The 22,983-nt window shown below is 44.5% G+C and carries 29 protein-coding genes and 2 other RNA genes; 2 read left to right on the forward strand and 29 right to left on the reverse strand.

All coding sequences use genetic code 11. From position 1 onward, the window contains the following. Window positions 1–10 precede the first annotated feature (10 nt). The 7 genes from frlD to dadA all read right to left on the reverse strand — a co-directional run bounded on the left by frlD (window position 11) and on the right by dadA (window position 6,867). Window positions 11–865 (reverse strand): fructoselysine kinase, encoded by an 855-nt coding sequence (gene frlD / locus BSU_32570; RefSeq protein ID NP_391137.1) that lies wholly within the window; start codon window positions 863–865, stop codon window positions 11–13. A gap of 13 nt (window positions 866–878) precedes the next feature. Then, window positions 879–1,781 carry a fructose-amino acid permease gene (frlM, locus tag BSU_32580; protein NP_391138.1) on the reverse strand — a complete coding sequence of 301 codons (903 nt, stop codon included), beginning with the start codon at window positions 1,779–1,781 and terminating at the stop codon, window positions 879–881. Window positions 1,782–1,784: 3 nt separating this feature from the next. Beyond that, the gene (frlN, locus tag BSU_32590; protein ID NP_391139.1) at window positions 1,785–2,663 is read right to left on the reverse strand and encodes a fructose-amino acid permease; all 879 of its coding nucleotides are present in this window, start codon (window positions 2,661–2,663) and stop codon (window positions 1,785–1,787) included. Window positions 2,664–2,720: 57 nt separating this feature from the next. Continuing rightward, entirely contained in the window at window positions 2,721–3,989 is a 1,269-nt protein-coding gene (frlO, locus tag BSU_32600) for a fructose amino acid-binding lipoprotein (protein ID NP_391140.1), read from the reverse strand. An 80-nt stretch (window positions 3,990–4,069) separates the two neighbouring features. Next, on the reverse strand, window positions 4,070–5,056 hold the full coding sequence (gene frlB / locus BSU_32610; protein ID NP_391141.1) for a fructosamine-6-P deglycase: 987 nt from the start codon (window positions 5,054–5,056) through the stop codon (window positions 4,070–4,072). 215 nt (window positions 5,057–5,271) lie between these two features. Next, on the reverse strand, window positions 5,272–5,646 hold the full coding sequence (gene yurQ, locus BSU_32620; protein ID NP_391142.1) for a putative excinuclease: 375 nt from the start codon (window positions 5,644–5,646) through the stop codon (window positions 5,272–5,274). Window positions 5,647–5,748: 102 nt separating this feature from the next. Beyond that, a complete protein-coding gene (gene dadA / locus BSU_32630) occupies window positions 5,749–6,867 on the reverse strand; it encodes a D-amino acid oxidase (RefSeq protein NP_391143.1) in 1,119 nt (372 codons plus the stop codon). A 158-nt stretch (window positions 6,868–7,025) separates the two neighbouring features. On the opposite strand from dadA, the gene sspG reads away from it, so the two are divergent. Both sspG and yurS read left to right on the forward strand, forming a co-directional pair. Next, entirely contained in the window at window positions 7,026–7,172 is a 147-nt protein-coding gene (sspG, locus tag BSU_32640; protein ID YP_054592.1) for a small acid-soluble spore protein, read from the forward strand. After that, window positions 7,172–7,447, forward strand: a complete 276-nt coding sequence (gene yurS / locus BSU_32650; protein NP_391144.1) for a hypothetical protein — start codon at window positions 7,172–7,174, stop codon at window positions 7,445–7,447. The genes sspG and yurS overlap by 1 nt, the downstream gene beginning before the upstream one ends. Window positions 7,448–7,510: 63 nt before the next feature. On the opposite strand, the gene glxB is transcribed toward yurS, so the two are convergent. Then, on the reverse strand, window positions 7,511–7,894 hold the full coding sequence (glxB, locus tag BSU_32660; protein NP_391145.1) for a methylglyoxalase; lactoylbacillithiol lyase: 384 nt from the start codon (window positions 7,892–7,894) through the stop codon (window positions 7,511–7,513). A gap of 110 nt (window positions 7,895–8,004) precedes the next feature. After that, window positions 8,005–8,283, reverse strand: coding sequence for a putative transcriptional regulator (yuzN, locus tag BSU_32669; protein YP_003097781.1), 279 nt, complete (start codon window positions 8,281–8,283; stop codon window positions 8,005–8,007). A 269-nt stretch (window positions 8,284–8,552) separates the two neighbouring features. After that, window positions 8,553–9,950: a FeS cluster formation scaffold protein gene (gene sufB, locus BSU_32670; RefSeq protein ID NP_391146.1), complete on the reverse strand. Its 1,398-nt coding sequence runs from the start codon at window positions 9,948–9,950 to the stop codon at window positions 8,553–8,555. A gap of 20 nt (window positions 9,951–9,970) precedes the next feature. After that, a complete protein-coding gene (gene sufU / locus BSU_32680; protein ID NP_391147.1) occupies window positions 9,971–10,414 on the reverse strand; it encodes an iron-sulfur cluster assembly sulfur-transfer protein (Zn(2+)-dependent) in 444 nt (147 codons plus the stop codon). Then, on the reverse strand, window positions 10,404–11,624 hold the full coding sequence (gene sufS, locus BSU_32690; RefSeq protein ID NP_391148.1) for a cysteine desulfurase: 1,221 nt from the start codon (window positions 11,622–11,624) through the stop codon (window positions 10,404–10,406). Before sufS ends, sufU begins: the two co-directional genes overlap by 11 nt. After that, complete coding sequence (gene sufD, locus BSU_32700; RefSeq protein ID NP_391149.1) at window positions 11,624–12,937, reverse strand: Fe-S cluster assembly protein SufD; 1,314 nt, start codon at window positions 12,935–12,937, stop codon at window positions 11,624–11,626. Before sufD ends, sufS begins: the two co-directional genes overlap by 1 nt. 17 nt (window positions 12,938–12,954) lie before the next feature. Beyond that, window positions 12,955–13,740 carry a sulfur mobilizing ABC protein, ATPase gene (gene sufC / locus BSU_32710; protein ID NP_391150.1) on the reverse strand — a complete coding sequence of 262 codons (786 nt, stop codon included), beginning with the start codon at window positions 13,738–13,740 and terminating at the stop codon, window positions 12,955–12,957. Window positions 13,741–13,896: 156 nt separating this feature from the next. Next, window positions 13,897–14,144, reverse strand: an RNA gene (bsrI, locus tag BSU_misc_RNA_84) — small regulatory RNA or messenger RNA. Continuing rightward, entirely contained in the window at window positions 13,934–14,071 is a 138-nt protein-coding gene (yuzK, locus tag BSU_32719; protein ID YP_003097782.1) for a putative toxin of a toxin antitoxin system, read from the reverse strand. Before bsrI ends, yuzK begins: the two co-directional genes overlap by 138 nt. A 120-nt stretch (window positions 14,145–14,264) precedes the next feature. Beyond that, window positions 14,265–14,642 (reverse strand): hypothetical protein, encoded by a 378-nt coding sequence (gene yurZ, locus BSU_32720; RefSeq protein ID NP_391151.1) that lies wholly within the window; start codon window positions 14,640–14,642, stop codon window positions 14,265–14,267. Window positions 14,643–14,726: 84 nt separating this feature from the next. Beyond that, window positions 14,727–15,551, reverse strand: a complete 825-nt coding sequence (metQ, locus tag BSU_32730) for a methionine ABC transporter, substrate binding lipoprotein (protein ID NP_391152.1) — start codon at window positions 15,549–15,551, stop codon at window positions 14,727–14,729. 13 nt (window positions 15,552–15,564) lie between these two features. Further along, on the reverse strand, window positions 15,565–16,233 hold the full coding sequence (gene metP / locus BSU_32740) for a methionine ABC transporter, permease component (RefSeq protein ID NP_391153.1): 669 nt from the start codon (window positions 16,231–16,233) through the stop codon (window positions 15,565–15,567). Then, window positions 16,226–17,251, reverse strand: coding sequence for a methionine ABC transporter (ATP-binding protein) (metN, locus tag BSU_32750; protein ID NP_391154.1), 1,026 nt, complete (start codon window positions 17,249–17,251; stop codon window positions 16,226–16,228). Before metN ends, metP begins: the two co-directional genes overlap by 8 nt. A 105-nt stretch (window positions 17,252–17,356) precedes the next feature. Further along, an RNA gene (mswH, locus tag BSU_misc_RNA_53) (S-adenosylmethionine riboswitch) lies at window positions 17,357–17,463 on the reverse strand. Window positions 17,464–17,577: 114 nt separating this feature from the next. Further along, entirely contained in the window at window positions 17,578–17,922 is a 345-nt protein-coding gene (gene yusD, locus BSU_32760; RefSeq protein NP_391155.1) for a hypothetical protein, read from the reverse strand. A gap of 106 nt (window positions 17,923–18,028) precedes the next feature. Continuing rightward, a complete protein-coding gene (yusE, locus tag BSU_32770) occupies window positions 18,029–18,349 on the reverse strand; it encodes a putative thiol-disulfide oxidoreductase with thioredoxin domain (RefSeq protein NP_391156.1) in 321 nt (106 codons plus the stop codon). 1 nt (window position 18,350) lies between these two features. Further along, the gene (gene yusF / locus BSU_32780) at window positions 18,351–18,791 is read right to left on the reverse strand and encodes a putative ribonuclease (protein NP_391157.1); all 441 of its coding nucleotides are present in this window, start codon (window positions 18,789–18,791) and stop codon (window positions 18,351–18,353) included. Further along, a complete protein-coding gene (gene yusG / locus BSU_32790; protein NP_391158.1) occupies window positions 18,791–19,027 on the reverse strand; it encodes a hypothetical protein in 237 nt (78 codons plus the stop codon). The genes yusF and yusG overlap by 1 nt, the downstream gene beginning before the upstream one ends. Window positions 19,028–19,082: 55 nt before the next feature. After that, the gene (gcvH, locus tag BSU_32800; RefSeq protein NP_391159.1) at window positions 19,083–19,466 is read right to left on the reverse strand and encodes a glycine cleavage system protein H (lipoyl acceptor protein); all 384 of its coding nucleotides are present in this window, start codon (window positions 19,464–19,466) and stop codon (window positions 19,083–19,085) included. 66 nt (window positions 19,467–19,532) lie between these two features. Next, entirely contained in the window at window positions 19,533–19,889 is a 357-nt protein-coding gene (yusI, locus tag BSU_32810) for a putative oxidoreductase with thioredoxin domain and regulator domain (RefSeq protein NP_391160.1), read from the reverse strand. 110 nt (window positions 19,890–19,999) lie between these two features. After that, entirely contained in the window at window positions 20,000–21,784 is a 1,785-nt protein-coding gene (gene fadE / locus BSU_32820) for an acyl-CoA dehydrogenase (FAD dependent) (RefSeq protein ID NP_391161.1), read from the reverse strand. A 14-nt stretch (window positions 21,785–21,798) separates the two neighbouring features. Then, entirely contained in the window at window positions 21,799–22,974 is a 1,176-nt protein-coding gene (fadA, locus tag BSU_32830) for an acetyl-CoA C-acyltransferase (RefSeq protein NP_391162.1), read from the reverse strand. Window positions 22,975–22,983 lie beyond the last annotated feature (9 nt).

Consider the following 22,983-nt stretch of genomic DNA (forward strand, 5'->3'; position numbering starts at 1 on the left):
GAGACACTGCTTATAGTATTCTCGTTTTTTCACTGCTTCCCCCGTCCTCCAAGCGATAAGGATAGCCATAGCCGAAAGCTCCGTACACACCGCAAGTTTTCGCAGCCGTTTCAGCAGCCTGGCGCAAAGCATACGTTATATCCTGCTTCACGCAAAAGGCAGTCAAAAAGCCTGCTATAAAAGAATCTCCCGCTCCAAGTGTATCTATTATATCAGCTTCCACAATCGGCTGATGATAGACTCGATCACCCGCAGACAGGATTGCTCCTTGGCCCCCTCGGGTCATACAAACCATTTTGGCTCCGTACCCATGAGCTGTTTTGGCAAGCTCACCGCATTCCGACTCACTCAAATCGCTTCCTGAAAAAAACGCATACGTCACATAAGGACAGACCCTCCTCAAATAATCATCCTCCCGATTGGTTGAAAAATCAAATGAGACCGGGACCAGCCCGCACAGCTGCGGAAGATCGTTCTCAAGCCTGCTGTACACGCTCGTATGCAGCAGATCATGCCCGCTGATAAAAGATACATCTTTCTCCTGAAACGCGAGGCGAAGCCGGGACTGAATGCCGCCTTTATTTGATCTGACAAAAATGCGGTCCCCCTGTTCATCAAGGGTGACAATCGCCATCCCGTTTTCTCCGTGCGCCTGGCGGATATAATCTGCATTGACCTGCTCCAGCTTGAGAACGTTCAACAGATGCGCCGCGGCTTCGTCATTGCCGACGATTCCGATATAGGAAGACTCATGCCCGAGCCGCTTGGCAAGCACAGCAACGTTTAAGGCATTTCCTCCCGGGTAAAATGTTTCTTGATCCTGGTAGTAATCTACAACATTATCTCCAACCGCAATCAATTTCATAGCGCTTCCTCCTTTATCCTTTTACACTGCCGCTTGCAATCCCGCGGACAAAATATTTCTGCATCAATAAAAATAGAATAATAATCGGCGCGGCTGAAATCGTTAACCCCGCCAGCAGGACGCCCCAGTCTGTCTGCAGCGCGTCTCTGAACTGCATCAGCCCGGCTGGAATGGTCCGTAAATTCTCATCATCTATGAAAATAATCGCAAACATAAACTCATTCCATGTATGGTAAGCCGTCAAAATGCCGGATGTCACCAAAATCGGCACGCTCATTGGTAAGAAAATTCTGAAAAATACTCCAAAACTTGTACACCCATCCAAATAGGCCGCCTCCTCCAATTCTTTTGAAATAGAAAGAAAATAAGAGCGGATCAAAATGATGGTGAATGGGATCCGATAAGCCGCATACGGCAAGATTAACGCCCAATACGTATTGTACAGGCCCAGCGACTGAATAATAGAATAAAGCGGCACAAGACTGACCTGCGGCGTCAGCATCAATCCGCCAAGACATAGCACCAAAAAGAATCCTTTTCCTTTAAACTCAAACCGGGAAAGGCCATACGCTGCCCATGCACTGATAAAGACAGTGATCACACACGTCAGCGCCGTAACGATGACACTGTTCATAAAATAAGAAGAAATCCCCTGATTCCAGGCGGAAACAAAATTTTCCGGATGCCACGAAGACGGCAGCGACCAGCTGTGCTCAAAAATATCGTCAGAGTTTTTAAAGGCGCTCATCACCATCCAGAGAAGCGGATAGGCAATCGCAATCAGATAAAGAAACAGAAAAACCCACACAGACGTTTCTCCGATATACCATTTTCGTCTAGGCTTATCTTTCACCTCAATGTGCTGGTCAGGCACCGGCTCCAATCTGAACGAATCTGTCTTCTTCTGAGGCAGCATCAGTTACTCCTCCTTTCCGGTTTTAAAGAACTTCATTTGCATGAGCGATAATGCAAGCGTAATGATTAACACGACAGTGGCAATCGCTGAGGCGTAGCCCATCATATCCTTTGTAAAGGCGCTTTTATATAAAAACGTGCTCAAGACTTCTGACGCTTTTCCCGGCCCGCCGCCTGTCAAAATGTACGGCTCATTAAAGACCGTAAAGGCTCCGGTCAGCGTCATGACCACCGCAACAAAAGACATCTCTTTCGTCTGGGGAACAGTAATATGAAAAAACTGCTGAATTTTACCCGCGCCGTCAAGCCGGGCCGCTTCATACAGTTCATCCGGTATTTTTTGAATCGACACGATGTACAGCATCGCAATATAACCGACAGATTGCCACTGGGACACAAAAATGACAGAAAGCATAGCTGTGCTGTCATCCCCGAGCCAGGCCCTCGTCAGCTGATCAAGACCGATGGCCTGAAGCAGCTGATTCAAAAGCCCTGTCTCCGGATTGTAAATAAAATCAAACAAAAGCGCGATCACCGTCATTGAGATGACAACCGGCAAAAAGAAAACGGTACGAAAAAACGGCGACCATTTTCTGACCAGCTTATCCTCAAGCACCGCCGCCAAAATCAAACCGCCAAATACCTGGCATACAATTGAGATCACTGCATAAAGCACATTATTGGTAAGTGCCTGATAGAAGACAGGATCATGAAATAATTCAACATAGTTTTTTAAGCCGATAAACGTTTTTTCCGGAGAAAATGAGCTCCACTGAAACAGGCTGAGGAATACATTCTCAAAAATCGGGATATAAACGAAAAGTAAAAAAACGAGAGCGGGCACCAAAAACAAATAGGGGATTATTTTATTCTGATTGACCAAGGGTATCTCATCTCCTTTATAAAAAGAAAAGGTGCGAAGCTTCACCTTTTCTTTGATTTATTCAGCTGACGCCCTCACCTGCTTTGCTGCCTTTTGAACGGCTTTCATCACCTGCTGCGGTGTCATGTCGCCGCCAAGCATTTGCTGGACGCCCGTTAGGTACGCATCTGCGACTTCAACATCGACATCCATATCAAACCATGGAACCATTGATTTGGCATCAACAATATGCTGAACGGCTTCACGCTGAATGGCTGTTGCATTTTCTTCAGTAGCCGTACCTTGCACTGCACTGTATTTCCCGACATCTTTCACGAGCTTTTCGCCCATTCTTTTCGACGTCAAGAACTGCAAAAATTCCATCGCTTCCTTCGGATGTTTTGTTCTTGAGGAGATCATGAATCCTTCCGGCGCTCCCGTTAACGCTTCTGAAGATCCTTTCTGCCCGCTGATTTCAGGAAATGGGAACATCCCGAGATTAACCGGTTCAACCAGCTTGATTTCCGCTGTTTCCGCATATATCATCGCCGACTTTCCGCTCTTAAATTGCTGTCTCACATATTCGTGGTCGACGGAGTTTACATGTTTATTAAAGTAAGGCATCAGCTCTTGAAGCTTTTCAAGTGCTTTTACGTAGCCTTCATCAGTAAATTCACCCGTTTTGGCGTTATAGTCCTTTTCCCGTGTTTTTTCATCGACCATCCGCTGATTAAGCGTGCCGATATAGTGCGAGATTGTCCAAGTCGCCTTTGTTCCAAAGCTGATCGGTGTGTAGCCATGTTCTTTCAGCTTTTTTGACACATCGATTAATTCATCCCACGTCTTCGGGGGATCAAGATTCAGCTTTTGGAAAATGTCTTTATTATAGAAGAATGATTTAGCGTCCATTTGCCACGGTACGCCATATTGCTTGTTTTCATAAGTAAATGGTGTAATTTGCGATTGAACGAGCTGTGATGACCAATCGGTGTCATTTTTGTAGTAGGACGAGAGATCAAGTGCTTTATTGCCTCTGATAAATTTAAAAGCAAACTCATCGCTCCAAGAGAAGTAAATGTCAGGAGGGCTGGTGGTTCCCAGCATGACCTTAATTTTATCTTTATAGGAGTCATTTAAAACGGCTTCAATTTGAATGTCGATATCTGGGTGATCTTTTTCAAATTCCTTAACAACCTCTTCAAAATAACTTTTTTCCGGCTCCTTTGGCCATCTGTGGAAAAATTTCAATGTCACCTTTCCGTCCGCTGAACTGCTTTGGCTCGAACAGCCTGCGATGGTGAGCATACTGACAGCTGCAATGATCAAGAACAACAACATTTTCTTCAAAGGGTTGGCCTCCTCTGGACATTAGACTATAATGTTATATAACATTATAGTCTAATGCATAATGGTTCTTCATTTTCAGATCAATACTCAACTTTCCACATGTATCTTCTATGAGATAAAGGATGATTTCTCTCCTCTGCCAGCTCGTCTGCATAGCTTCTCAGCACACGATTGAGAACGAGCGGAGCAAGATAGCCTTTAACTGAATCGTCAATTGCAGTGAAGTCGTAAGATGCAGCATCAAGCACAGTGAGCTTTTTGCCATACTTTTTCGAGAAGGTAAGCGCCCGCTCTTCAAGAGGTCTTGTTTCATCTAAACCGAGCAGGATGATAAACGGCACGGATTCATCAATAATTTCAAACGGTCCGTGAAAATATTCTCCGGCATGAATGGCGTGGGAATGAATCCATTGCATTTCCATGAGAATGCAGATGCTGTAGGAGTAAGCGACACCGTAGTTTGCACCGCTTGCCATGGTATAAATAATGCTTTCTTTTTCATGGGCTTTTGCAAATTGCTTGGCGTTGTCAGCTTCCTGCTTAAGGGCTTTTTCATATACAGCCTGCAATTGATCTAAGCCTTCAATTGCTTGCTCAAATTTCGTATTGTTTTCTAATACTTGCAGGGTTCCAAAAACGATTTGATACAAAACGCCATAGTTTGTATTGATCGCAAGCGCCTCATCACCCCAATCGTACTGGGCAACATATTGCGCTTCCTGCGCTAAAGGAGACTCCGGTTTAAACGTCATCGCAATCGTAAGTGCGCCCTTGCCCCTTGCAAACGCAGCAGCTTTGACTGTCTCCGGGGTATTTCCCGAATGCGAGCACAAAATAACAAGAGACTTTTCACCAAGCTGAACAGGGTTGCGCTGAATAAATTCGTTGGCGCTGTAGAGATCGGAGTTTATTGATTTTGACTCTCTGTCAAACACATACTTACTCGGATACATAATGGCAGAAGACCCTCCGCATGCGACAAAGAATACATGATCAATGGTTTTCCCTTTCAAATCCTGCAAGAAAGCTTGAACCTCACGATTTACTTTTGCTGTGGCCTGACTCAAATCCTTCACTCCTCGTTTTTATTATATAACGTTATATAACATTATATATTGTTATATTAAAGTCCGCGGGTAGGATTGTCAATATTATTTTCTGAAATTTCTCAATAATTTATTCGGATGACAGACAAAGGGTCTATATGCGAAAAAATGCCCAAATCAAAAGCCAGAACTTGACTTAAGCTCTGGCTTCGCTGTTCAATCCGCAGACTGACGTCTTATTTAAAAAATACCTTGTCTATATTGTACTTCGAGTGCTGTGTATTGATGATATATGTTTCGTAAATCTCTCTTTCCATTGGATCATCAACTACACATACCTCAATTTTATAAACTTCATCTCTGTGATGTTTGATCGGTGAAACAGTGTCTTCGAAATGCTTCTTAATTCTCTGTCTTAACTTTCTGGCTTTACCGACAAACAGCAGCTCGTCATGAATGTTGTAAAACATAAAAATGCCGCCTTTGTCCCTTGGGATCTGGTGAAAGTCGATGAATCCGTGAATCGGTTTTATCTTCGGCTCGTTATCATTAGCTGACTGCTGTCGTTCAGTGATGGTGACATTCGGTGCGGGTATATCAATTTTTATCAAAATCAGTTCACGTCCTCTTTTTCATTAAAGATAAATGCTAACACATACAGAAAAGAAAAGCTAGAACAGCTTTATTATATTTGTTTGTCATGCTCTTACTTATTATGCAAGTGCTCCGGCTGGATCATAAGGACTAAGGTCTAATTCTGTCTGCTTTCCGAGAACTAGCTTTGCGAGCTCTGCACCCAAAAACGGCCCCATCGTCAGTCCAGAAGCACCCAAACCGTTTGCAGCGTACAGGCCTTGAACATTCGGCACGGCCCCTACGACCGGCAGAAATCCCGGTGTAAACGGCCTGAAGCCCACTCTTGTTTCAACAGCAGCCGCATCAGCAAGACCCGGTGCAACGGCTAACGCTTTGCTCAATACTTCGTGCTGGCCTCCGGCTGTCACACGAAGATCATCAAGACCGGCATCGTTTTCGTGTGTGGCGCCGGCTACAATTCTGCCGTTATCAAACGACAGAATGTACTGATCACTCGGCGGCATTACAACCGGCCACGATCCTGTATCTGCATCTGTCATTTCAAAATGCATAATCTGCGCTTTTTGAAATGACACTTGAAAATGAATGCCAAGAGGCTTCAATATCTCATTGGCCCATGCTCCCGCCGTCACAATGACCGCGTCAGCCGCAAACTGCTTTGTATCTGTTTGCACGCCGGTGACTGTTCCGTTTTCAAAAAGCAAGGACGCATTTCCTTTGATGACCGTTGCGCCGCGTTTCTCTGCAGCGCTTAAAAGCGACCGGCACAGCGCTCTTCCGTTCACACGGGCGGCACCGCTGATATGAACCGATTCATAGCCGTCAGCTAAAATCGGAAACAGCTTTTTCGTTTCACTTGCAGACAAGCGGGTAATGTCGCCGATTTCCGGCGCATCCTCCCGTCTCTTATACGCCCTTTCCTCCATTTTATCGAGTTTAGACGCGTCAGTATGAATGCTGATGGCACCGACACGTTTGTATCCTGTATCCGATTCACCGTCTTTTTCCAATTGATGGATTAAATCCTTATAGTACCGCGCTCCCCCCTTAGCAAGCTGGTACCAATCCTGATTACGGCGCTGCGAGAGCCAAGGACAGACGATCCCCGCCGCCGCATCAGTCGCTTGTCCCGGCTCTTTCCGATCAATGACAGTAACGCGAGCGCCTGTTTTTGCGAGATGATAAGCCGTCGACGCGCCCAGAATCCCTGCGCCGACGATGATGTACGATTTCATATGCAAACACCTTTTCTATTATAATGTCTATTCATTTTACCAAATCAAATGCTTTCCTTCGACCTTTTGCCCTAATGTGGAAAAACCGCGAAGTTCGTCCAATCTCTTTACTCTCCTATCGAATATCCTGTCACTATCAATAGAGAAAGGATGATACCATGAGCGAAAATCGTCATGAAAATGAAGAAAACAGACGCGATGCGGCAGTGGCAAAAGTCCAAAACAGCGGTAATGCAAAAGTCGTGGTCAGCGTGAACACAGATCAGGATCAGGCACAGGCGCAGTCACAAGACGGAGAAGACTAATGAACGAAAACATCATTCCTCTTAACAGACATACTCAAGAGATACCCACTACTGAATCTGTTATCAAAAACAGCGGCAACTCAGAGGTCCATATCGACATTCACATTGATACAATGCCAATTGCTTTTGCTATATTATGCTCTGCATTAGCCGCAAAGCAGATGACAAAAGAGGAATTCGATATGGCTTATACTCAATTGCGAGAGATGAACAGAGAAAATAACAGCAGATCATCTGTAAAGCAAATTATCAATCAAGAGACAGAAGAAGAGTAAAAAACCGCGGCCCCTCGGCCAGCGGTTTTTCTTCTGCATACAAAAAGGACGCGACTGAATCGGTTACTTCTGTACAATTTGAATAAGGTTACCGCATGTATCGTCGAAGACAGCTATTGTGACTTCGCCCATTTTTGTCGGTTCCGTCGTAAACGTCACGCCTTTTTCCTTTAATCGGTTGTACTCTTTTTGAATATCTGCAACGCCAAACATTGTGGCCGGGAGGCCTTCGGAGAATATCTTCTTTTGATACTCCTTGGCGGCAGGATGTTCATTCGGTTCGAGTAAAAGCTCGGTTCCGTCTTGATCATCTGGAGAAACAAGCGTTATCCACCTGAATTTCCCCATGGGAACGTCTTCCTTTTTTATAAACCCAAGTTTTTCTGTATAAAACTCCAGTGCCATGTCTTGATCTTGTACAAATATACTGGTAACAACGATTTTCATACTGTTTTTCCCTCCTTCGATATGAATGAAGCATGGTACTATGCTAACAATCTGGCTACAAGCAAAACAACCCACACATTTATCAGAGGCCCTGTTCTGATTTTATAAAATTATTCTATCCATCCTTTCAGCAAATTTTTAAGCGGTTCGTTGTTGAATATAAGTACTCGATATTTTCCCTTTCGTTTTGATGTTACGAGTCCTGCATCCTCCAGTACAGAAAGGTGTTTAGCTATCGCCTGTCGCGTAATAGAAAGGTCGTACTTTGTAATAAGACGTATCGTAAGTTCATACAACGTCAGCTCGTTGCGTTCAGATAATTCGTCTAATATAAGCCGCCGAGTCGAATCGCCGAGTGCTTTGAATATAGCGTCTTTGTTCCCATTCATATATTGAGTATAAGCAACCCATTAGTTGCATGTCAAGTATAAGCAACTGTATGGTTGCGTGATATAGAAACTGAACCTATCCGGCGCAGGTCTGAAATATTCTAATCGATAAGGAATTAAAACCATTAAAATAACAGTGGATATGTCTCTGAAAAATAAAAGAAGACGAACTTCAAAAGTTCGTCTTCTACAATCAAATTCGGCACGCCGGCCATTTTAAAGTTGATAACTATCTCTAAACCCCTTGATAAACAAAGGAGTTTTCATCATTAACCGATAGAACCTTCCATTTCGAACTTAATCAAACGGTTCATTTCAACTGCGTATTCCATCGGAAGCTCTTTTGTGAATGGCTCGATAAAGCCCATTACGATCATTTCAGTTGCTTCTTCTTCAGAAATACCGCGGCTCATCAAGTAGAAGAGCTGCTCTTCAGATACTTTAGACACTTTCGCTTCGTGCTCCAATGAAATGTTATCATTTAAGATTTCATTGTAAGGAATTGTGTCAGAAGTTGATTTGTTATCCATAATGAGCGTATCACACTCGATGTTAGAGCGGGCGCCTTCCGCTTTGCGTCCGAAGTGGACGATTCCGCGGTACGTTACTTTTCCGCCCTGTTTTGAAATCGATTTTGATACGATTGTAGATGATGTGTTTGGTGCAAGGTGAATCATTTTCGCACCTGCATCCTGATGCTGGCCTTTACCCGCAAGAGCGATAGAAAGCGTCATACCGCGCGCGCCTTCGCCTTTTAGGATACAAGCCGGATATTTCATTGTCAGCTTAGAACCGATGTTGCCGTCGATCCATTCCATTGTTGCGTTTTCTTCACAGACTGTACGCTTTGTTACAAGGTTGTAAACGTTGTTCGCCCAGTTTTGGATCGTTGTATAACGGCAGTAGCCGCCTTTTTTCACGATGATCTCAACGACCGCACTGTGAAGTGAGTTTGTTGTGTAAACAGGCGCAGTACAGCCTTCAACATAATGAACGCTTGCTTCTTCGTCAACAATGATCAGTGTACGTTCGAACTGACCCATGTTCTCAGAGTTGATACGGAAGTAAGCTTGTAGCGGTGTTTCAACCTTCACGCCTTTAGGCACGTAGATGAAAGAACCGCCGGACCAAACAGCTGAGTTAAGCGCCGCAAACTTGTTATCAGTCGGCGGGATTACTTTTGCCCAGTGCTCACGGAAAATATCTTCATTCTCTTTCAGCGCGCTGTCAGTGTCTTTAAAGACGATGCCTTGTGCTTCAAGATCTTCTTTCATGTTGTGGTATACAACCTCAGATTCGTACTGAGCAGAAACACCCGCAAGGTATTTTTGTTCAGCTTCAGGAATACCGAGCTTGTCGAATGTTTGTTTAATTTCTTCAGGAACTTCATCCCAAGAACGCTCTGAACGCTCAGACGGTTTTACGTAGTACGTAATTTCGTCAAAGTTCAGTGAGTTTAAATCTCCGCCCCATTGAGGCATCGGCATATTGTAGAAATGCTCAAGTGATTTCAAGCGGAAGTCAAGCATCCATTGAGGCTCTTCTTTCATGCGAGAAATTTCTTCTACGATTTCTTTTGTCAATCCGCGCTCTGAACGGAAAATGGAAACGTCCTTGTCGTGAAAACCATACTTGTATTCACCAATATCAGGCATTTTTTTAGCCATCCATTTTCACTCCAATCCTTTTAATTGCCGCCTTCTTCTTTCGCGACTCCTTTTTCAAGTGCTTTCCATGACAGGGTTGCACATTTGATACGGGCAGGGAATTTTGAAACGCCTTGAAGGGCTTCAATATCCCCGAGATCTATAGAATCATCATACTCTTTCCCTTGCATCATATCCGAGAAAATCTTAGACATGGAAAGGGCAGTTTCAATATCTTTCCCTTTAATCGCCTGAGTCATCATCGAAGCGGATGCCATTGAAATGGAACAGCCTTCCCCTTCAAACTTCGCATCTTCCACGATGTCTCCGTCAAGCTTCATTGTCAGTCTGATGCGGTCGCCGCATGTCGGATTGTTCATATCCACGACAATGCTGTCATTTAAAACCCCTTTATTTCGCGGGTTTTTGTAATGATCCATAATCACCTGTCTGTACAATGTATCTAAGTTTGCATTAAAAGACATTTGTAAAATACTCCTTTGTCTTTTGAAGAGCTTCCACAAGCTTATCAATCTCTTCCTCTGTATTATACAGATAAAAGCTTGCTCTTGCAGTAGCAGTTACATCCAGCCATTTCATCAGCGGCTGCGCACAATGGTGGCCGGCTCTGACTGCGATTCCCTCCGCATCAAGCACAGTCGCCACATCGTGCGGATGAACATCATCAAGGTTAAATGTGACAAGCCCGGCACGCTCTTCCGGCCCGTAAACCGTTACGCCGTCAAGCTGGCGGAAGCGTTCAAGCGCATAAGCTGCAAGCTTGTGCTCATGGCGGGAAATCTCATCAAGACCGATTTCTTCGAGAAAATCAATGGCGGCACCGAGGCCGATTGCTCCTGCAATAATCGGCGTACCCGCTTCGAATTTCCACGGAAGCTCTTTCCAAGTTGATTCATAAAGCCCGACAAAGTCGATCATTTCACCGCCGAATTCGGCAGGCTCCATGTTTTCCAGCAGGGCTTTCTTTCCGTACAGCACACCAACACCGGTAGGTCCGCACATTTTATGGGAAGAAAGCGCAAAGAAGTCGCAATCGAGATCCTGCACGTCAATTTTCATGTGAGGCGTGCTTTGTGCACCGTCCACCACAATGACAGCCCCATTGTCATGAGCGATTTTCGCCATTTCTTTAATCGGGTTGACCGTGCCGAGAACATTAGATACATGAGACACCGCAACAATTTTTGTGTTGCTTGTGACCGTTTCTCTGACGTCTTCTAAAGAAATCGTTCCGTCTTCCTGCAACGGAATATATTTTAATGTGGCGCCAGTTGCTTTTACAGCCTGCTGCCACGGAATGATATTCGCATGATGCTCCATGTAGGTGATGACCACTTCATCACCAGGTTTCAGGTTGGCGCGCGCATAGCTTAACGCCACCATATTCAGTGATGTGGTCGTGCCTTTTGTGAAAATAATCTCAGCCATTGACTTCGCGTTAATAAACTTGCGGACTTTTTCACGCGCTCCTTCATAACCATCTGTCGCTCTGGTTCCAAGTGTATGGACGCCCCGGTGAACATTGGAATTGTATTGGTTATAATACTTATCCAGTGTTTCAATGACAGCACGCGGCTTCTGGGAAGTCGCCGCGCTGTCGAGATAAACGAGATCATGTCCGTTCACTTGCTGATGAAGGATCGGGAACTGTTCACGAATATCTGTGATATTCATTACTTCACTTTCCTTTCGATAACAGAAACTAATTGTTTCTTAACGCCTTCAATCGGAAGTTCATTTACTACCGGTGCAAGGAATCCGTAAATGACTAAGCGTTCTGCTTCTTCTTTCGGAATTCCGCGGCTCATCAGGTAGTAAAGCTGAATAGGGTCCACACGGCCGACAGATGCCGCATGTCCTGCAGTTACATCGTCTTCGTCAATTAAAAGAATAGGGTTTGCGTCTCCGCGTGCTTTTTCGCTAAGCATCAGCACGCGTGATTCTTGCTCCGCATTCGCTTTAGAAGCGCCATGTTCGATTTTGCCGATTCCGTTAAAGATAGAAGAAGCGGAATCCTTCATCACACCGTGCTTCAAGATATAGCCTTCAGAAGCTTTACCGAAATGGATGATTTGTGTTGTGAAGTTTTCTGTTTGCTCTCCTCTTCCGACAACAACCGTTTTCGTATCGCCGTATGTGCCGTCACCGTAAAGGTTTGTTGTGTTTTCGGAAATCGTGTCGCCATCGTTCATCAGGCCGAGAGCCCACTCGATTTTGCTGTCGCGTCCGCGCGCAGCACCGCGGCGGTTCACATAAGTTGTCACACCGCTTGACAGATTATCCACCGCACCGTATGTCACGCTGGCATTATCACCTGTGATGACCTCACTGATAATATTGAAGACAGCGTCTTTCGGGTTTACAGTGCTGATGTAGTTTTCTACATATGTTACAGAGCTGTGGTCTTCAGCCACAATCAGCACGTGGTTGAATAGAGCTGTATCATTGCTTTCGTGGACATAAACAGCCTGAACCGGCGTCTCCACCTGAACATTTTTCGGAACATAAAGGAATGCTCCTCCGTTAACAAGAGCCGCGTGAAGTGCAGTTAACTTATGTTCGTCAACCTTCACGCCGTCCTTCATAAAGTATTTCTCCACCAAGTCGCTGTGCTCGCGTGCAGCAGTCAGAATATCAGTGAAGATGACGCCTTTGTCTTTCAATTCTTGAGAAAGAGAAAGATGTGCCGGCGTCTGGTCACGCTGTACGTATAATGTTTTATCTTCGTTTTCAATGTCGATCAGCGCTTTTACTTCATCAGTCAAATCTTCTAATGAAGAAAGCGGTTCGTTATCCACTGTATGCTTCGCGAAATTCGTGAAGTTCCAGTTTGTGATTTTTGTTTTGTCAGGTTTCGGCATCGGCAGATCCTCAGCTTGTTCAAGAGCCTGTAAGCGCAGGTTCTTCAGCCAGGCAGGTTCTTGGTGCTTTTCGGAAAAGCTTTTGAGATACTCCTGATCTACGGATAGTTTTGTACCTAGTGTCATATTAATCCCCCTAACGCTTACGCTTCTTGGCCAACAGTTTCGTCTTCAATGCCAAGTTCTTGTTTGATCCAGTCATAACCTTCTGCTTCAAGACGCTGTGCAAGCTCTGCACCGCCGGATTTTACAACGCGGCCTTGCATCATAACGTGAACAACATCCGGAGTGATGTAGTTTAACAGGCGCTGATAGTGAGTGATCATCAGGCAGCCGAAGTTTTCGCTGCGCATTTTGTTGATCCCTTTTGATACAACTTTCAAAGCGTCAATATCAAGGCCTGAGTCAATTTCATCAAGGATGGCGATTTTCGGTTCAATCATCATTAATTGAAGGATTTCGTTGCGTTTTTTCTCCCCGCCTGAGAAGCCTTCGTTAAGATAGCGCTGAGCCATTTCAGGGTCCATTTCAAGGAACTCCATGTTTTCGTCCATTTTGCGGATGAATTTCATGAGAGAAATTTCATCGCCTTCTTCTCTGCGCGCGTTGATTGCTGAGCGAAGGAAGTCGGCATTTGTCACACCGCTGATTTCACTTGGGTACTGCATTGCAAGGAATAAGCCTGCCTGCGCACGCTCGTCCACTTCCATCTCCAGTACATCTTTGCCGTCAAGCGTGATGCTGCCTTTTGTTACTTCATATTTAGGATGCCCCATAATAGCAGCTGATAAAGTGGATTTACCAGTTCCGTTCGGGCCCATTACTGCGTGGAATTCTCCACCTTTTATTTCAAGGTTTACACCCTTTAAGATCTCTTTCCCTTCGATTTCAACGTGAAGATCTTTGATCGTTAATGTTGAAGCAGCCATATCTATACCTCCAAAAATATATAATCATTATTCTCATTTTATTCTCATTCTAATTTTATAACAAATGAAAAGTAAATACAACTTTTTATCGTGCCTTGCACATTCCTCAAGTTTAACAAAGATCAGCACTTTATTAAAGCGATTGAAAAAGAAAAAGAGTGGATTCCCACCCTTTTTTAAAAGATTGATTTTCTCAATAAGCTCCCGCAGAAATCCGCTTGCTTTTTTCATAATCAAGCTCTCTCTGCCGCTCTACTTTCATTCTTGTTTCCAGCCGGCGTCCATATTCCTCGTATCCAATTCCGTGTGACAGCTGCATCGCTTTTTCCATTTCTGACGTATAATCGAGGTTCAGTCTGTCCTGGCTGCTGCAAATAATGAATCAATCCCTTCATATATTTGCTTTTTATTGTACCAGTGCTGCGTTGGATGCCGCAAAAACGATTTGGCGTGAAATAGCGGCAGATGAGACGAAAGCATCCTTTCAGAACAAATGAGAATGGTTTTTCGGAATATTCCTTCTCTTAATGCGTGGTGTTTCCGAATTCCTCAATGCACTGTTGAACGACTGTCACGCCTTGGCTGAAAGCTGCGCCGCCTCCAAATGCCGCTGCCACACTGACGGCTTCGAGAATGTTTTCTTCTGACGCTCCCTGATCAAGACAGCCTTTTGTATGATAGATCATGCAATATTCGTCCTGAGCATTGATGGCAATTCCGAGGGCGATCAGCTGTTTTTCTCTTTCAGTCAGAGAATTCCCGGCAAAGCACTGTTCAGTAAATTCGTTAAATTTTCTTCCCATCAGCGGCATCTTTTGTTCAAATGTGCCTAAACCATGTTTATATTGTTTTAACGCGTCCTGCATGCTTCCTCTGTCTTGATTCAAAGAAAATCCCTCCATCTGTTTAACATTCCTTTTTATTATGAACAGCTTTTAGGAAAATACGCGAAAAAAACCCCGGAATTCTCATCCGGGGTTTCAGTCTTATTCAGATACAGGAAGCACAGCTCCGTCGTATTTTTTCTCGATGAAGTCTTTGATCTTTTTAGAGTGAAGAACTTCCATCAGCGCTTTGATTTTTGCAGAATCTTCTTCGCCTTTTCTTACTGCGATGATGTTAGCGTATGGGTTGTTTTTCGTTGATTCTACTTCAATTGCGTCTTTTTTAGGATTTAATTTATTTTGGATCGCATAGTTTACATTGATGAAGACCGCGTCTCCTTCTTTGTTTTCATATGCTTTTGCCGTTAATTCAGGCGCTACTTTTTTGAATTCAAGGTTTTTCGGGTTTTTCTTAATGTCTTTCAATGTTGCGTCAACTGTTTCCACTTTAGAATCAAGAGTGATTAATCCAGCGTTTTCAAGCATTGCAAGCATACGGCCTTGTTCAGCAACGTTGTTTGTCAGAATGATTGTCGCACCGTCTGGAAGGTCTTTCAGTGATTTGTATGTTTTAGAGTAAATACCGAATGGCTCTAAGTGAACAGCGCCGGCATTCACAAGTTTGTAATCTGTGTTTTCTTTCATTTCTTGCTCAAGGTAAGGAATGTGCTGGAAGTAGTTCGCGTCCACTTCTTTATCAGCTAAAGCTTTATTGTACATTTTGTAATCACTAAGCACTTTCACTTTCAGCGTATAGCCTTTTTCTTTCAGCAATGGTTCAGCTTCTTTTAAAATTTCCGCATGCGGTGTTTTTGTTGCCGCAACGACAATTTCTTTCTTGCCGGATTCAGCGCCGTTATTCGAACCGCAGGCAGCCATAACTCCTGCAAATACAAGCAGTAATGCACCCAAAAATAGCTTTTTCAATGTAAATCCTCCCTTATCGTTTGTCTATAATATTTGTTATTAGATCACCGATGATTTGAATAATAAACACGATGATTAAAATAAACACAGTAGCAACGAAGGTAACATCAGCGTTATTAGACTGATATCCTTCTACGTACGCAAGGTTTCCAAGGCCTCCTGAACCAATGGCTCCGGCAATTGCCGTTGAACCGATTAAAGCGATGGCTGTAACCGTAATGCCAGAAATAAGAGCAGGCATTGATTCCGGAATCAGCACTTTGAAAATAATCGTAGACGTTTTCGCGCCCATTGATTTAGCTGCTTCAATCACACCTTTATCCACCTCACGCAGCGCGATTTCAACAAGGCGCGCGTAAAATGGTGCCGAGCCGATTACCAGCGCCGGCAATGCGGCGTTTGGCCCTAAGATCGTGCCGACTAAAAATTTCGTAAAACCTAATAGTAAAATAATTAAAATAAGGAACGGAATCGATCTGAATATGTTAACAACGGCTGCAATCACTGAGTTGACCGCTTTATTCTGCCAGAGGCTTCCTTTGCTCGTCAGAAAGAGCAGCAAGCCGAGGATGACCCCGATGACAAAAGCAAACAGTAAAGAAATCAGCGTCATATAAAGTGTTTCATATGTCGCGTTCCATAATTCAGTTAAATCAACGTTCGGGAAGTATTTTTCAAACATTCGTGATCACCTCTGCTTTCACCTGTTTGTCATTAATGAATCGGATCACGTTTTGCACTTCTTCCTCGTCCCCGTCAATGTGGATGAACAGTGAACCGTAAGCCCCATCCTTCGTCTGCGAAATTTTCCCTTGCAGAATATTGACGCTGACATTGAAGTTTCTGATCATCTCTGTAATCAGAGGCTGTTCAGCTGACTCACCGACAAATGTGAGCTGAACCATTTTTCCTGATGCTGTATCATCAAGAAGGTGCTGAAGCGTCTCTTTCGTTTCTTCCGGCTCTGTCACCTGTTGAACAAATCGTTTTGTCATTTGTTCCTTTGGATTTTTGAAGACATCGAGAACCTCGCCTTCTTCGACCACCTTGCCGTTTTCCATGACGGCGACTCTGTTGCAGATTTTGCGTATGACATGCATTTCGTGCGTAATCAGCACAATCGTCAAACCGAGTCTTTCATTAATATCGGACAATAGATCCAGAATTGAATCTGTCGTTTGCGGATCTAATGCTGATGTCGCTTCGTCACAAAGAAGAACCTTCGGATTGTTTGCAAGCGCTCTGGCAATTCCGACACGCTGCTTCTGACCGCCGCTCAGCTGGGACGGATAAGATTTTTCTTTTCCTTCTAAACCTACCAGTTTAATCAGTTCATTGGCGCGCTTGATCCGCTCGCTCTTTTTCACCCCGGCAATTTCTAAAGGAAACATGATATTATCTCTGACAGTCCGCGACCAAAGCAAATTGAAATGCTGGAAAATCATACTGATCTCATGGCGTGCTTTTCTTAAACCGCGTCCATTTACTTCATTAATCTTGGTTCCCGCCACTTCCACGGTTCCTGAGGTTGGTTTCTCAAGGCCGTTCAGCAGACGGATTAAGGAACTCTTACCAGCTCCGCTATATCCTATAATTCCAAAAATCTCACCTTTTTTAATGGAAAGCGAGACGTTTTGGACAGCATTGACATCTCCATGTTTCGACTTGTAAACTTTTGAAACATCCTGAAGATTGATCAAAGCAATCACCTGCCTTAACACTATTCTAAGAAATCTTCCGGTTTTTTCTGCAAAAGAAAAGCCTTTCTGCACACTTGAGCAGAAAGGCTTATATAAAATGCCTTTCTCTCATCTTTCAAAGCTGAACGCTTCGTGTGAATTGGCACCATTTCAACAGTGTTGATGGTTGCCGGGCTTCATAGGGCACTTCCCTCCACCTCTCTTGATAAGAGAAATATATAGTCTTTTTCGTCCGGAAATTCTTAATGTAGAATAGCACGGCGAATGATTAAATGTCAATAAAATAAATGATGTCAACTTTTACTATTATAATAATTTATTATTTTTTAATTTTTTAAAATCCTCTGAAAAAATCCATTTGTCAGCCAGAGAATGGCTTCCAGCTTTAACAGGGCCCTGAATGACCCCTTTACTTTGAGGCTTCCGCTCTGAATAAGGTGCTGAAGGGAAATGTCTCCGTGCAATAAATCAATAATTTCCGTTTGGTTTCCGTAAAAGGTCAGGTTGGACGTTTGGGGCGGAGAAACTTTTTTCATTTCTCCCTGTTCGTTTATTGAGACGGTTAAGGCTTCTGCTTCTCCTTGGAAGGTAATGAGCAATGTTGAGGCATTCAAAAGGGGTTTTAAAAACAGATGCTGATACTCATCTTCTAAAACTTCCGCTTTCTCCATATGTACAACCTCCTATTTGTTGGTCATACATACACATTTCTCTCTTTGTCGCAAGAACCCCTTTATAAAACGAACGACAATTTCATTGGATATGCTGAGAAATATGTCATAAATGGGATGCGGAAGATGATTTTTGTTTGATCAGCTCATATAAATAAGAAACGGAATGAAATGCATATCCTCTTTCGACCATCTTTCCGCCTTTAAACAGCAGAAAACAAGGGACGCTTTCAATTTGATACGCTTTTGCGAATGTCGGAGAGTAATTGACATTGTTTTGATAGAAGGCGACATCCGGCAGCATTTCTTTCACCACTGTCAGCATTTTGCTTGCAAGCTGGCAGGTGCCGCAAAACGGAGTATATAAATATAGAAGGTACACATCATCTTCAATGTGATCAAGTTCGTGTTCTTGGAGTTCTTTCATGCTATACACCTCGGGACTTTCTTTCAAGAAAAATAGTATGGACATTCAGATTCGCACGCAGCAATACAGAAGCGATATGGTGCCTGGGCGCAGCCGCTACTTCCTTATAGGCTCTGTCGACATGGAGATGGCAGGCTTCATTAAATTCACGCTTCAGCTGTTTTCTCAATTTCTCACCTGATTCATCAGCATCAACTAATATATAGACGTCTTTATCATAAAGCTCGTCAGCCAATTCCTCGAGCCTCAGCTGGCTGATTGTTCCGTTTGTGCAGATAATGCGCATCGGTTCATTCAGGACGCTTTCGATTTTCTCTTTATCTGATTTCCCCTCGACAATCATAACCTTTTCCAGCTCATCCATCTTCATCTTGTTCACCTGCCGCGTCAAATTTGAAATGTTCAGATTGTAAAAGAAGGCAGTGAAATTCACCGCCAACATTAACACCAGCCGTTTTCGTAGTCACAATCTACATATTTTGCGTCGTCTCCAGAGACCACATCGGCTGTCTTATAAAATTTCTCATTTTCAAAGGAATAACCGGACTTAAGCTCATATTCATTCATGCTTGTCATTTGGCCGATCATCTCATTATCATGATATAACGAGAGCCGGCCATTTTGAAAGCGGCCTGTCACGTCATTGGTGACATCGAGCTTTTGTTTGTCGAAAGCCATATTGGACACCTCCCATAACGTTAGCGTGTCCAATTGCTTTTACGGCTATCCTGTTTTAGTCTTCTTGTGTCATCTCTTCGTATTGCTCTGCTGTCATCAGTTTTTCAATTTCAGAAGCGTCAGATGGCTCAACGACGATCATCCATGCTTTTTCGTACGGAGATTCGTTGACGAATTCCGGACTGTCATCAAGATCTTCGTTTACTTCCACAACCGTTCCGTTAATCGGTGCATAAAGCTCAGATACCGTTTTAACGGATTCAACACTGCCGAATGGCTCGTCCGCTTTGATTTCAGCGCCCACTTCAGGAAGTTCGACAAACACGATGTCGCCTAGTTCGGACTGGGCAAAATGCGTAATTCCGATTCTGGCTTTTTCTCCTTCAACTTTTACCCACTCGTGTTCTCCTGAGTAACGCAAATCTTTTGGTATGCTCAATTGAATCCCTCCATTTTTTACAGCACTACAATAAGAAGATACCACACTTTTCAAAAAAAATTTACATTAAGCCCAGTTTTCTTCAAATTGGTCTTCTTTAAATCCGACAGTCACTTTTTCGCCGTCTGTTGTAAGCGGGCGTTTAATTAGCATACCATCTGAAGCCAGCAGTTCGAGCTGTTCGTCCTCTGACATATGATACAGCTTTTCCTTGAGATTGAGCTCGCGGTATTTCATGCCGCTCGTGTTGAAAAATTTCTTGAGATCCAGCCCGCTTTTTTCATAAAGCGCTTTTAATTCTTCTTTGCTTGGCGGCTGCTCAGCAATATGTATTTCGTTTATTTCTTTCCCATGCTCTTCAAGCCACTTCTTTGCTTTGCGGCACGTTCCGCATTTAGGGTACCAGTAAAAAGTTAACGACATCTTCTTCCCCCTCAATAAAATAATCGAGGTTATTTTAACACAGTTTGTTTTAAAAACCTAAAACAGTGCTTCTTAAAAAAGAGCTCCGCGCATGCGGAGCTCATGGCCAATCAGACAGTATATTTCTCAGCCTCAAAAATGCCTGCCGCCGCCTCGCGTTTTTTCTGAATCACGTTTTTAGGCGTTACGCGTGTCAGCTTGCGCAGAGCGGAAAGCATCATGCGGAGTGAATCTCCTTCTTCCATTGCGATAAGGGATTCCTTTGCATGCGCTTCGATTTCGTTAAAGGCCTCTTGAACGAAAATTTCTGTGTACAGCACCTTTTGCGCTGCTTTTTCAGCGCCTTGTGCGGCAATGGCCTTTTCCGTTCTGAGCACGGCTGATTCCATTGCGTATACATTGCTGACGATATCCGCTACGTTCACGAGAATTTCTTGCTCACGATCGATCGCTTTTCCGTATTTTTGCGCGGCTAGGCCGGCAGCAAACAACGCAATTTTTTTGGCTTGCTTGACGATATATTTCTCCTGCTCTAAGACGCCGCTTCCAGGCTCTTCAGGCATAAGCATCATGAGTTCTTCCTGCAGCGACTGCGCTTTTTCGAATAAAGGCAGCTCGCCTTTAAGCGCTTTTTTCAGGAAGGTGCTTGGCACGATTAACCGGTTGATTTCGTTTGTGCCTTCAAAAATCCGATTGATCCTTGAATCCCTATAGGCCCTTTCTACTTCGTATTCCTGCATAAAGCCGTAGCCTCCATGAATCTGCACGCCTTCATCAACGATATAATCAAGCGTTTCAGAGCCGAATACCTTATTCAGAGAGCATTCGATGGCGTATTCCGCAATCGATTTGGCGATTTGCCGGCCGTCCTTGAGATCTTCGGCCGTGAACTGGCTCATATTGTCTTCAAACAGCCCGACGGTTCTGTATACAGAGCTTTCCATCGCATACAGCCTTGAGGCCATTGTCCCGATTTTTTCCTGTGTCAATGAAAAACCAGCAATCGGCGTTTTAAATTGGCGGCGCTGATTTGCGTATGCCGCAGACAGCTCGATGACGCGTTTAGATGCGCCGATTGTGCCAACCGCCAGTTTGTAACGGCCGATGTTTAAAATATTAAAGGCGATGACATGCCCTTTGCCGATTTCTCCGAGCAGGTTTTCCTTTGGCACTTCAGCTTGATCCAGAATGAGGGTTCTTGTCGATGATCCCTTGATTCCCATTTTCTTTTCTTCCGGTCCCGTGGAGACACCCGGGAACTCTTTTTCTACAATAAAGGCTGAAAACTTGTCGCCGTCTACCTTAGCGTAAACTACAAATACATCGGCAAAAGCAGAGTTGGTAATCCACTGTTTTTCCCCTGTTAATACATAATGGGTTCCTGCTTCATTCAGCACAGCTGTTGTTTTTGCTCCAAGTGCATCAGACCCAGAGCCAGGCTCAGTCAGAGCATAAGCGGCGATCTTTTCGCCTGAAGCGAGTCCAGGCAAATATTTTTTCTTTTGTTCTTCTGACCCGAAAAAGACGATCGGCAAGGAACCGATACCGACATGCGCGCCATAAGAAAGAGAAAAGCTTCCCGCACGCGAAAATTTCTCAGTGATGAGTGCCGAGCTGATTTTATCAAGGCCGAGCCCGCCGTATTCTTCCGGCACATCGGCGCCAAGCAGCCCTAGTTCGCCCGCTTTCTTCAACAGTCTGACAGAATGCTCGAATTGATGGTTTTCGATATCATCTATATGAGGGAGAACATCTTGCTCGATGTAATCCTCTGTTGTTTTCGCAATCATTTTATGCTCGTCAGTGAAATCCTCCGGTGTATACATTTGATCGTATGTGACATCCTCGATTAAAAATCCGCCGCCTTTTTGTACGTCAGCCGCTTTTTTTGCCATTTGTTTTTCCCCCTTTAGCATAATTCAAATACACCGGCCGCTCCCATTCCGCCGCCGATACACATGGTCACGACTCCAAATTGCTCGTTTCTCCGTTTCATTTCATGGATGAGTGAGAGTGTAAGCTTTGTGCCCGTACAGCCAAGCGGGTGTCCAAGCGCGATTGCGCCCCCGTTGACATTCACTTTTTCTTCATCAATTCCCAATTCCCTGATTACTTGAATGGCCTGTGAGGCAAAAGCTTCATTCAGTTCAAACAAGCCGATGTCCTGCAGCTGAAGTCCGGCAAGCTTCAAAGCGCGCGGAATCGCTTCCACCGGTCCGATTCCCATCACTTCCGGCGGCACGCCGCCTACCGCAAAGGAGCGGAATTTCACAAGCGGCGCCAGGCCAAGAGCATCGGCTTTTTCCCGGTCCATCAGCATGACAGCCGCCGCTCCGTCACTCGTTTGTGAGGAATTGCCCGCAGTCACCGTCCCGTCAACGGAAAAGGCCGGGCGCAATGTCGATAAGATGTCTGCAGTCGTTTGCGGGCGAACACCTTCATCCTGAGAAAACACAAACTGTTTTTCCATAGGCTTATGGTCTTCTCCGATTTCTGTCACCGTCACTTCGACGGGTACAATTTCATCTTTAAATTTTCCTTCTGCAAGGGCTTTAGCGGCGTTTTGATGGCTGCGAACGGCAAACGCGTCTTGATCCTCACGGGAGACGCCGTATTTTTTCGCGACTTGCTCGGCTGTGTGCCCCATGCTCATATAATATTCCGGTGCCTTTTCTGCCAAAGCAAGGTTCGGACGGGTAACATGCCCCATCATCGGAACTTGCGACATGGATTCTGCTCCGCCGGCGATCGCTGTATCGTAGGCGCCCAGCATAATTTTTTCTGCTGCATACGCAATAGACTGAAGGCCTGAAGAGCAATAGCGGTTAACTGTAATCGCCGGAACCGTGTACGGCAGGCCCGCGAGCGCACCGATATTTCTCGCCATATTAAGCCCCTGCTCCGCTTCAGGTGTTGCACAGCCGATAATCAAGTCATCAATATTGCCTTCGTAGCCGCCTGCCCGTTTCAGCGTTTCTTTTACACAAATCGCTCCCAAATCATCCGGGCGAACGGTGGCCAACGATCCTTTTTTTGCTTTTCCAACCGGTGTTCTTGCACCTGACACAATGACTGCCTCTTTCATAAGCTCCCT

Origin of the sequence: Bacillus subtilis subsp. subtilis str. 168 (assembly GCF_000009045.1) — a bacterium.
Taxonomy (GTDB): domain Bacteria; phylum Bacillota; class Bacilli; order Bacillales; family Bacillaceae; genus Bacillus; species Bacillus subtilis.

What these genes read in the sequence shown, in the direction of transcription:
- sufB (NP_391146.1), bottom strand. Translation starts at nt 9,950, where the DNA reads ATGGCTAAAAAAATGCCTGATATTGGTGAATACAAGTATGGTTTTCAC.
- yurS (NP_391144.1), top strand. Translation starts at nt 7,172, where the DNA reads ATGAACGAAAACATCATTCCTCTTAACAGACATACTCAAGAGATACCC.
- frlM (NP_391138.1), bottom strand. Translation starts at nt 1,781, where the DNA reads ATGCTGCCTCAGAAGAAGACAGATTCGTTCAGATTGGAGCCGGTGCCT.
- yusD (NP_391155.1), bottom strand. Translation starts at nt 17,922, where the DNA reads ATGGAGAAAGCGGAAGTTTTAGAAGATGAGTATCAGCATCTGTTTTTA.
- sufD (NP_391149.1), bottom strand. Translation starts at nt 12,937, where the DNA reads ATGACACTAGGTACAAAACTATCCGTAGATCAGGAGTATCTCAAAAGC.
- yurZ (NP_391151.1), bottom strand. Translation starts at nt 14,642, where the DNA reads ATGGAGGGATTTTCTTTGAATCAAGACAGAGGAAGCATGCAGGACGCG.
- fadA (NP_391162.1), bottom strand. Translation starts at nt 22,974, where the DNA reads ATGAAAGAGGCAGTCATTGTGTCAGGTGCAAGAACACCGGTTGGAAAA.
- metP (NP_391153.1), bottom strand. Translation starts at nt 16,233, where the DNA reads ATGTTTGAAAAATACTTCCCGAACGTTGATTTAACTGAATTATGGAAC.
- yusE (NP_391156.1), bottom strand. Translation starts at nt 18,349, where the DNA reads ATGAAAGAACTCCAAGAACACGAACTTGATCACATTGAAGATGATGTG.
- sufC (NP_391150.1), bottom strand. Translation starts at nt 13,740, where the DNA reads ATGGCTGCTTCAACATTAACGATCAAAGATCTTCACGTTGAAATCGAA.
- frlD (NP_391137.1), bottom strand. Translation starts at nt 865, where the DNA reads ATGAAATTGATTGCGGTTGGAGATAATGTTGTAGATTACTACCAGGAT.
- yusG (NP_391158.1), bottom strand. Translation starts at nt 19,027, where the DNA reads ATGGCTTTCGACAAACAAAAGCTCGATGTCACCAATGACGTGACAGGC.
- sufS (NP_391148.1), bottom strand. Translation starts at nt 11,624, where the DNA reads ATGAATATCACAGATATTCGTGAACAGTTCCCGATCCTTCATCAGCAA.
- yuzK (YP_003097782.1), bottom strand. Translation starts at nt 14,071, where the DNA reads ATGGAAAAAGCGATGCAGCTGTCACACGGAATTGGATACGAGGAATAT.
- glxB (NP_391145.1), bottom strand. Translation starts at nt 7,894, where the DNA reads ATGAAAATCGTTGTTACCAGTATATTTGTACAAGATCAAGACATGGCA.
- yusF (NP_391157.1), bottom strand. Translation starts at nt 18,791, where the DNA reads ATGTTGGCGGTGAATTTCACTGCCTTCTTTTACAATCTGAACATTTCA.
- yusI (NP_391160.1), bottom strand. Translation starts at nt 19,889, where the DNA reads ATGTCGTTAACTTTTTACTGGTACCCTAAATGCGGAACGTGCCGCAAA.
- fadE (NP_391161.1), bottom strand. Translation starts at nt 21,784, where the DNA reads ATGGCAAAAAAAGCGGCTGACGTACAAAAAGGCGGCGGATTTTTAATC.
- sufU (NP_391147.1), bottom strand. Translation starts at nt 10,414, where the DNA reads ATGTCTTTTAATGCAAACTTAGATACATTGTACAGACAGGTGATTATG.
- yuzN (YP_003097781.1), bottom strand. Translation starts at nt 8,283, where the DNA reads ATGAATGGGAACAAAGACGCTATATTCAAAGCACTCGGCGATTCGACT.
- sspG (YP_054592.1), top strand. Translation starts at nt 7,026, where the DNA reads ATGAGCGAAAATCGTCATGAAAATGAAGAAAACAGACGCGATGCGGCA.
- dadA (NP_391143.1), bottom strand. Translation starts at nt 6,867, where the DNA reads ATGAAATCGTACATCATCGTCGGCGCAGGGATTCTGGGCGCGTCGACG.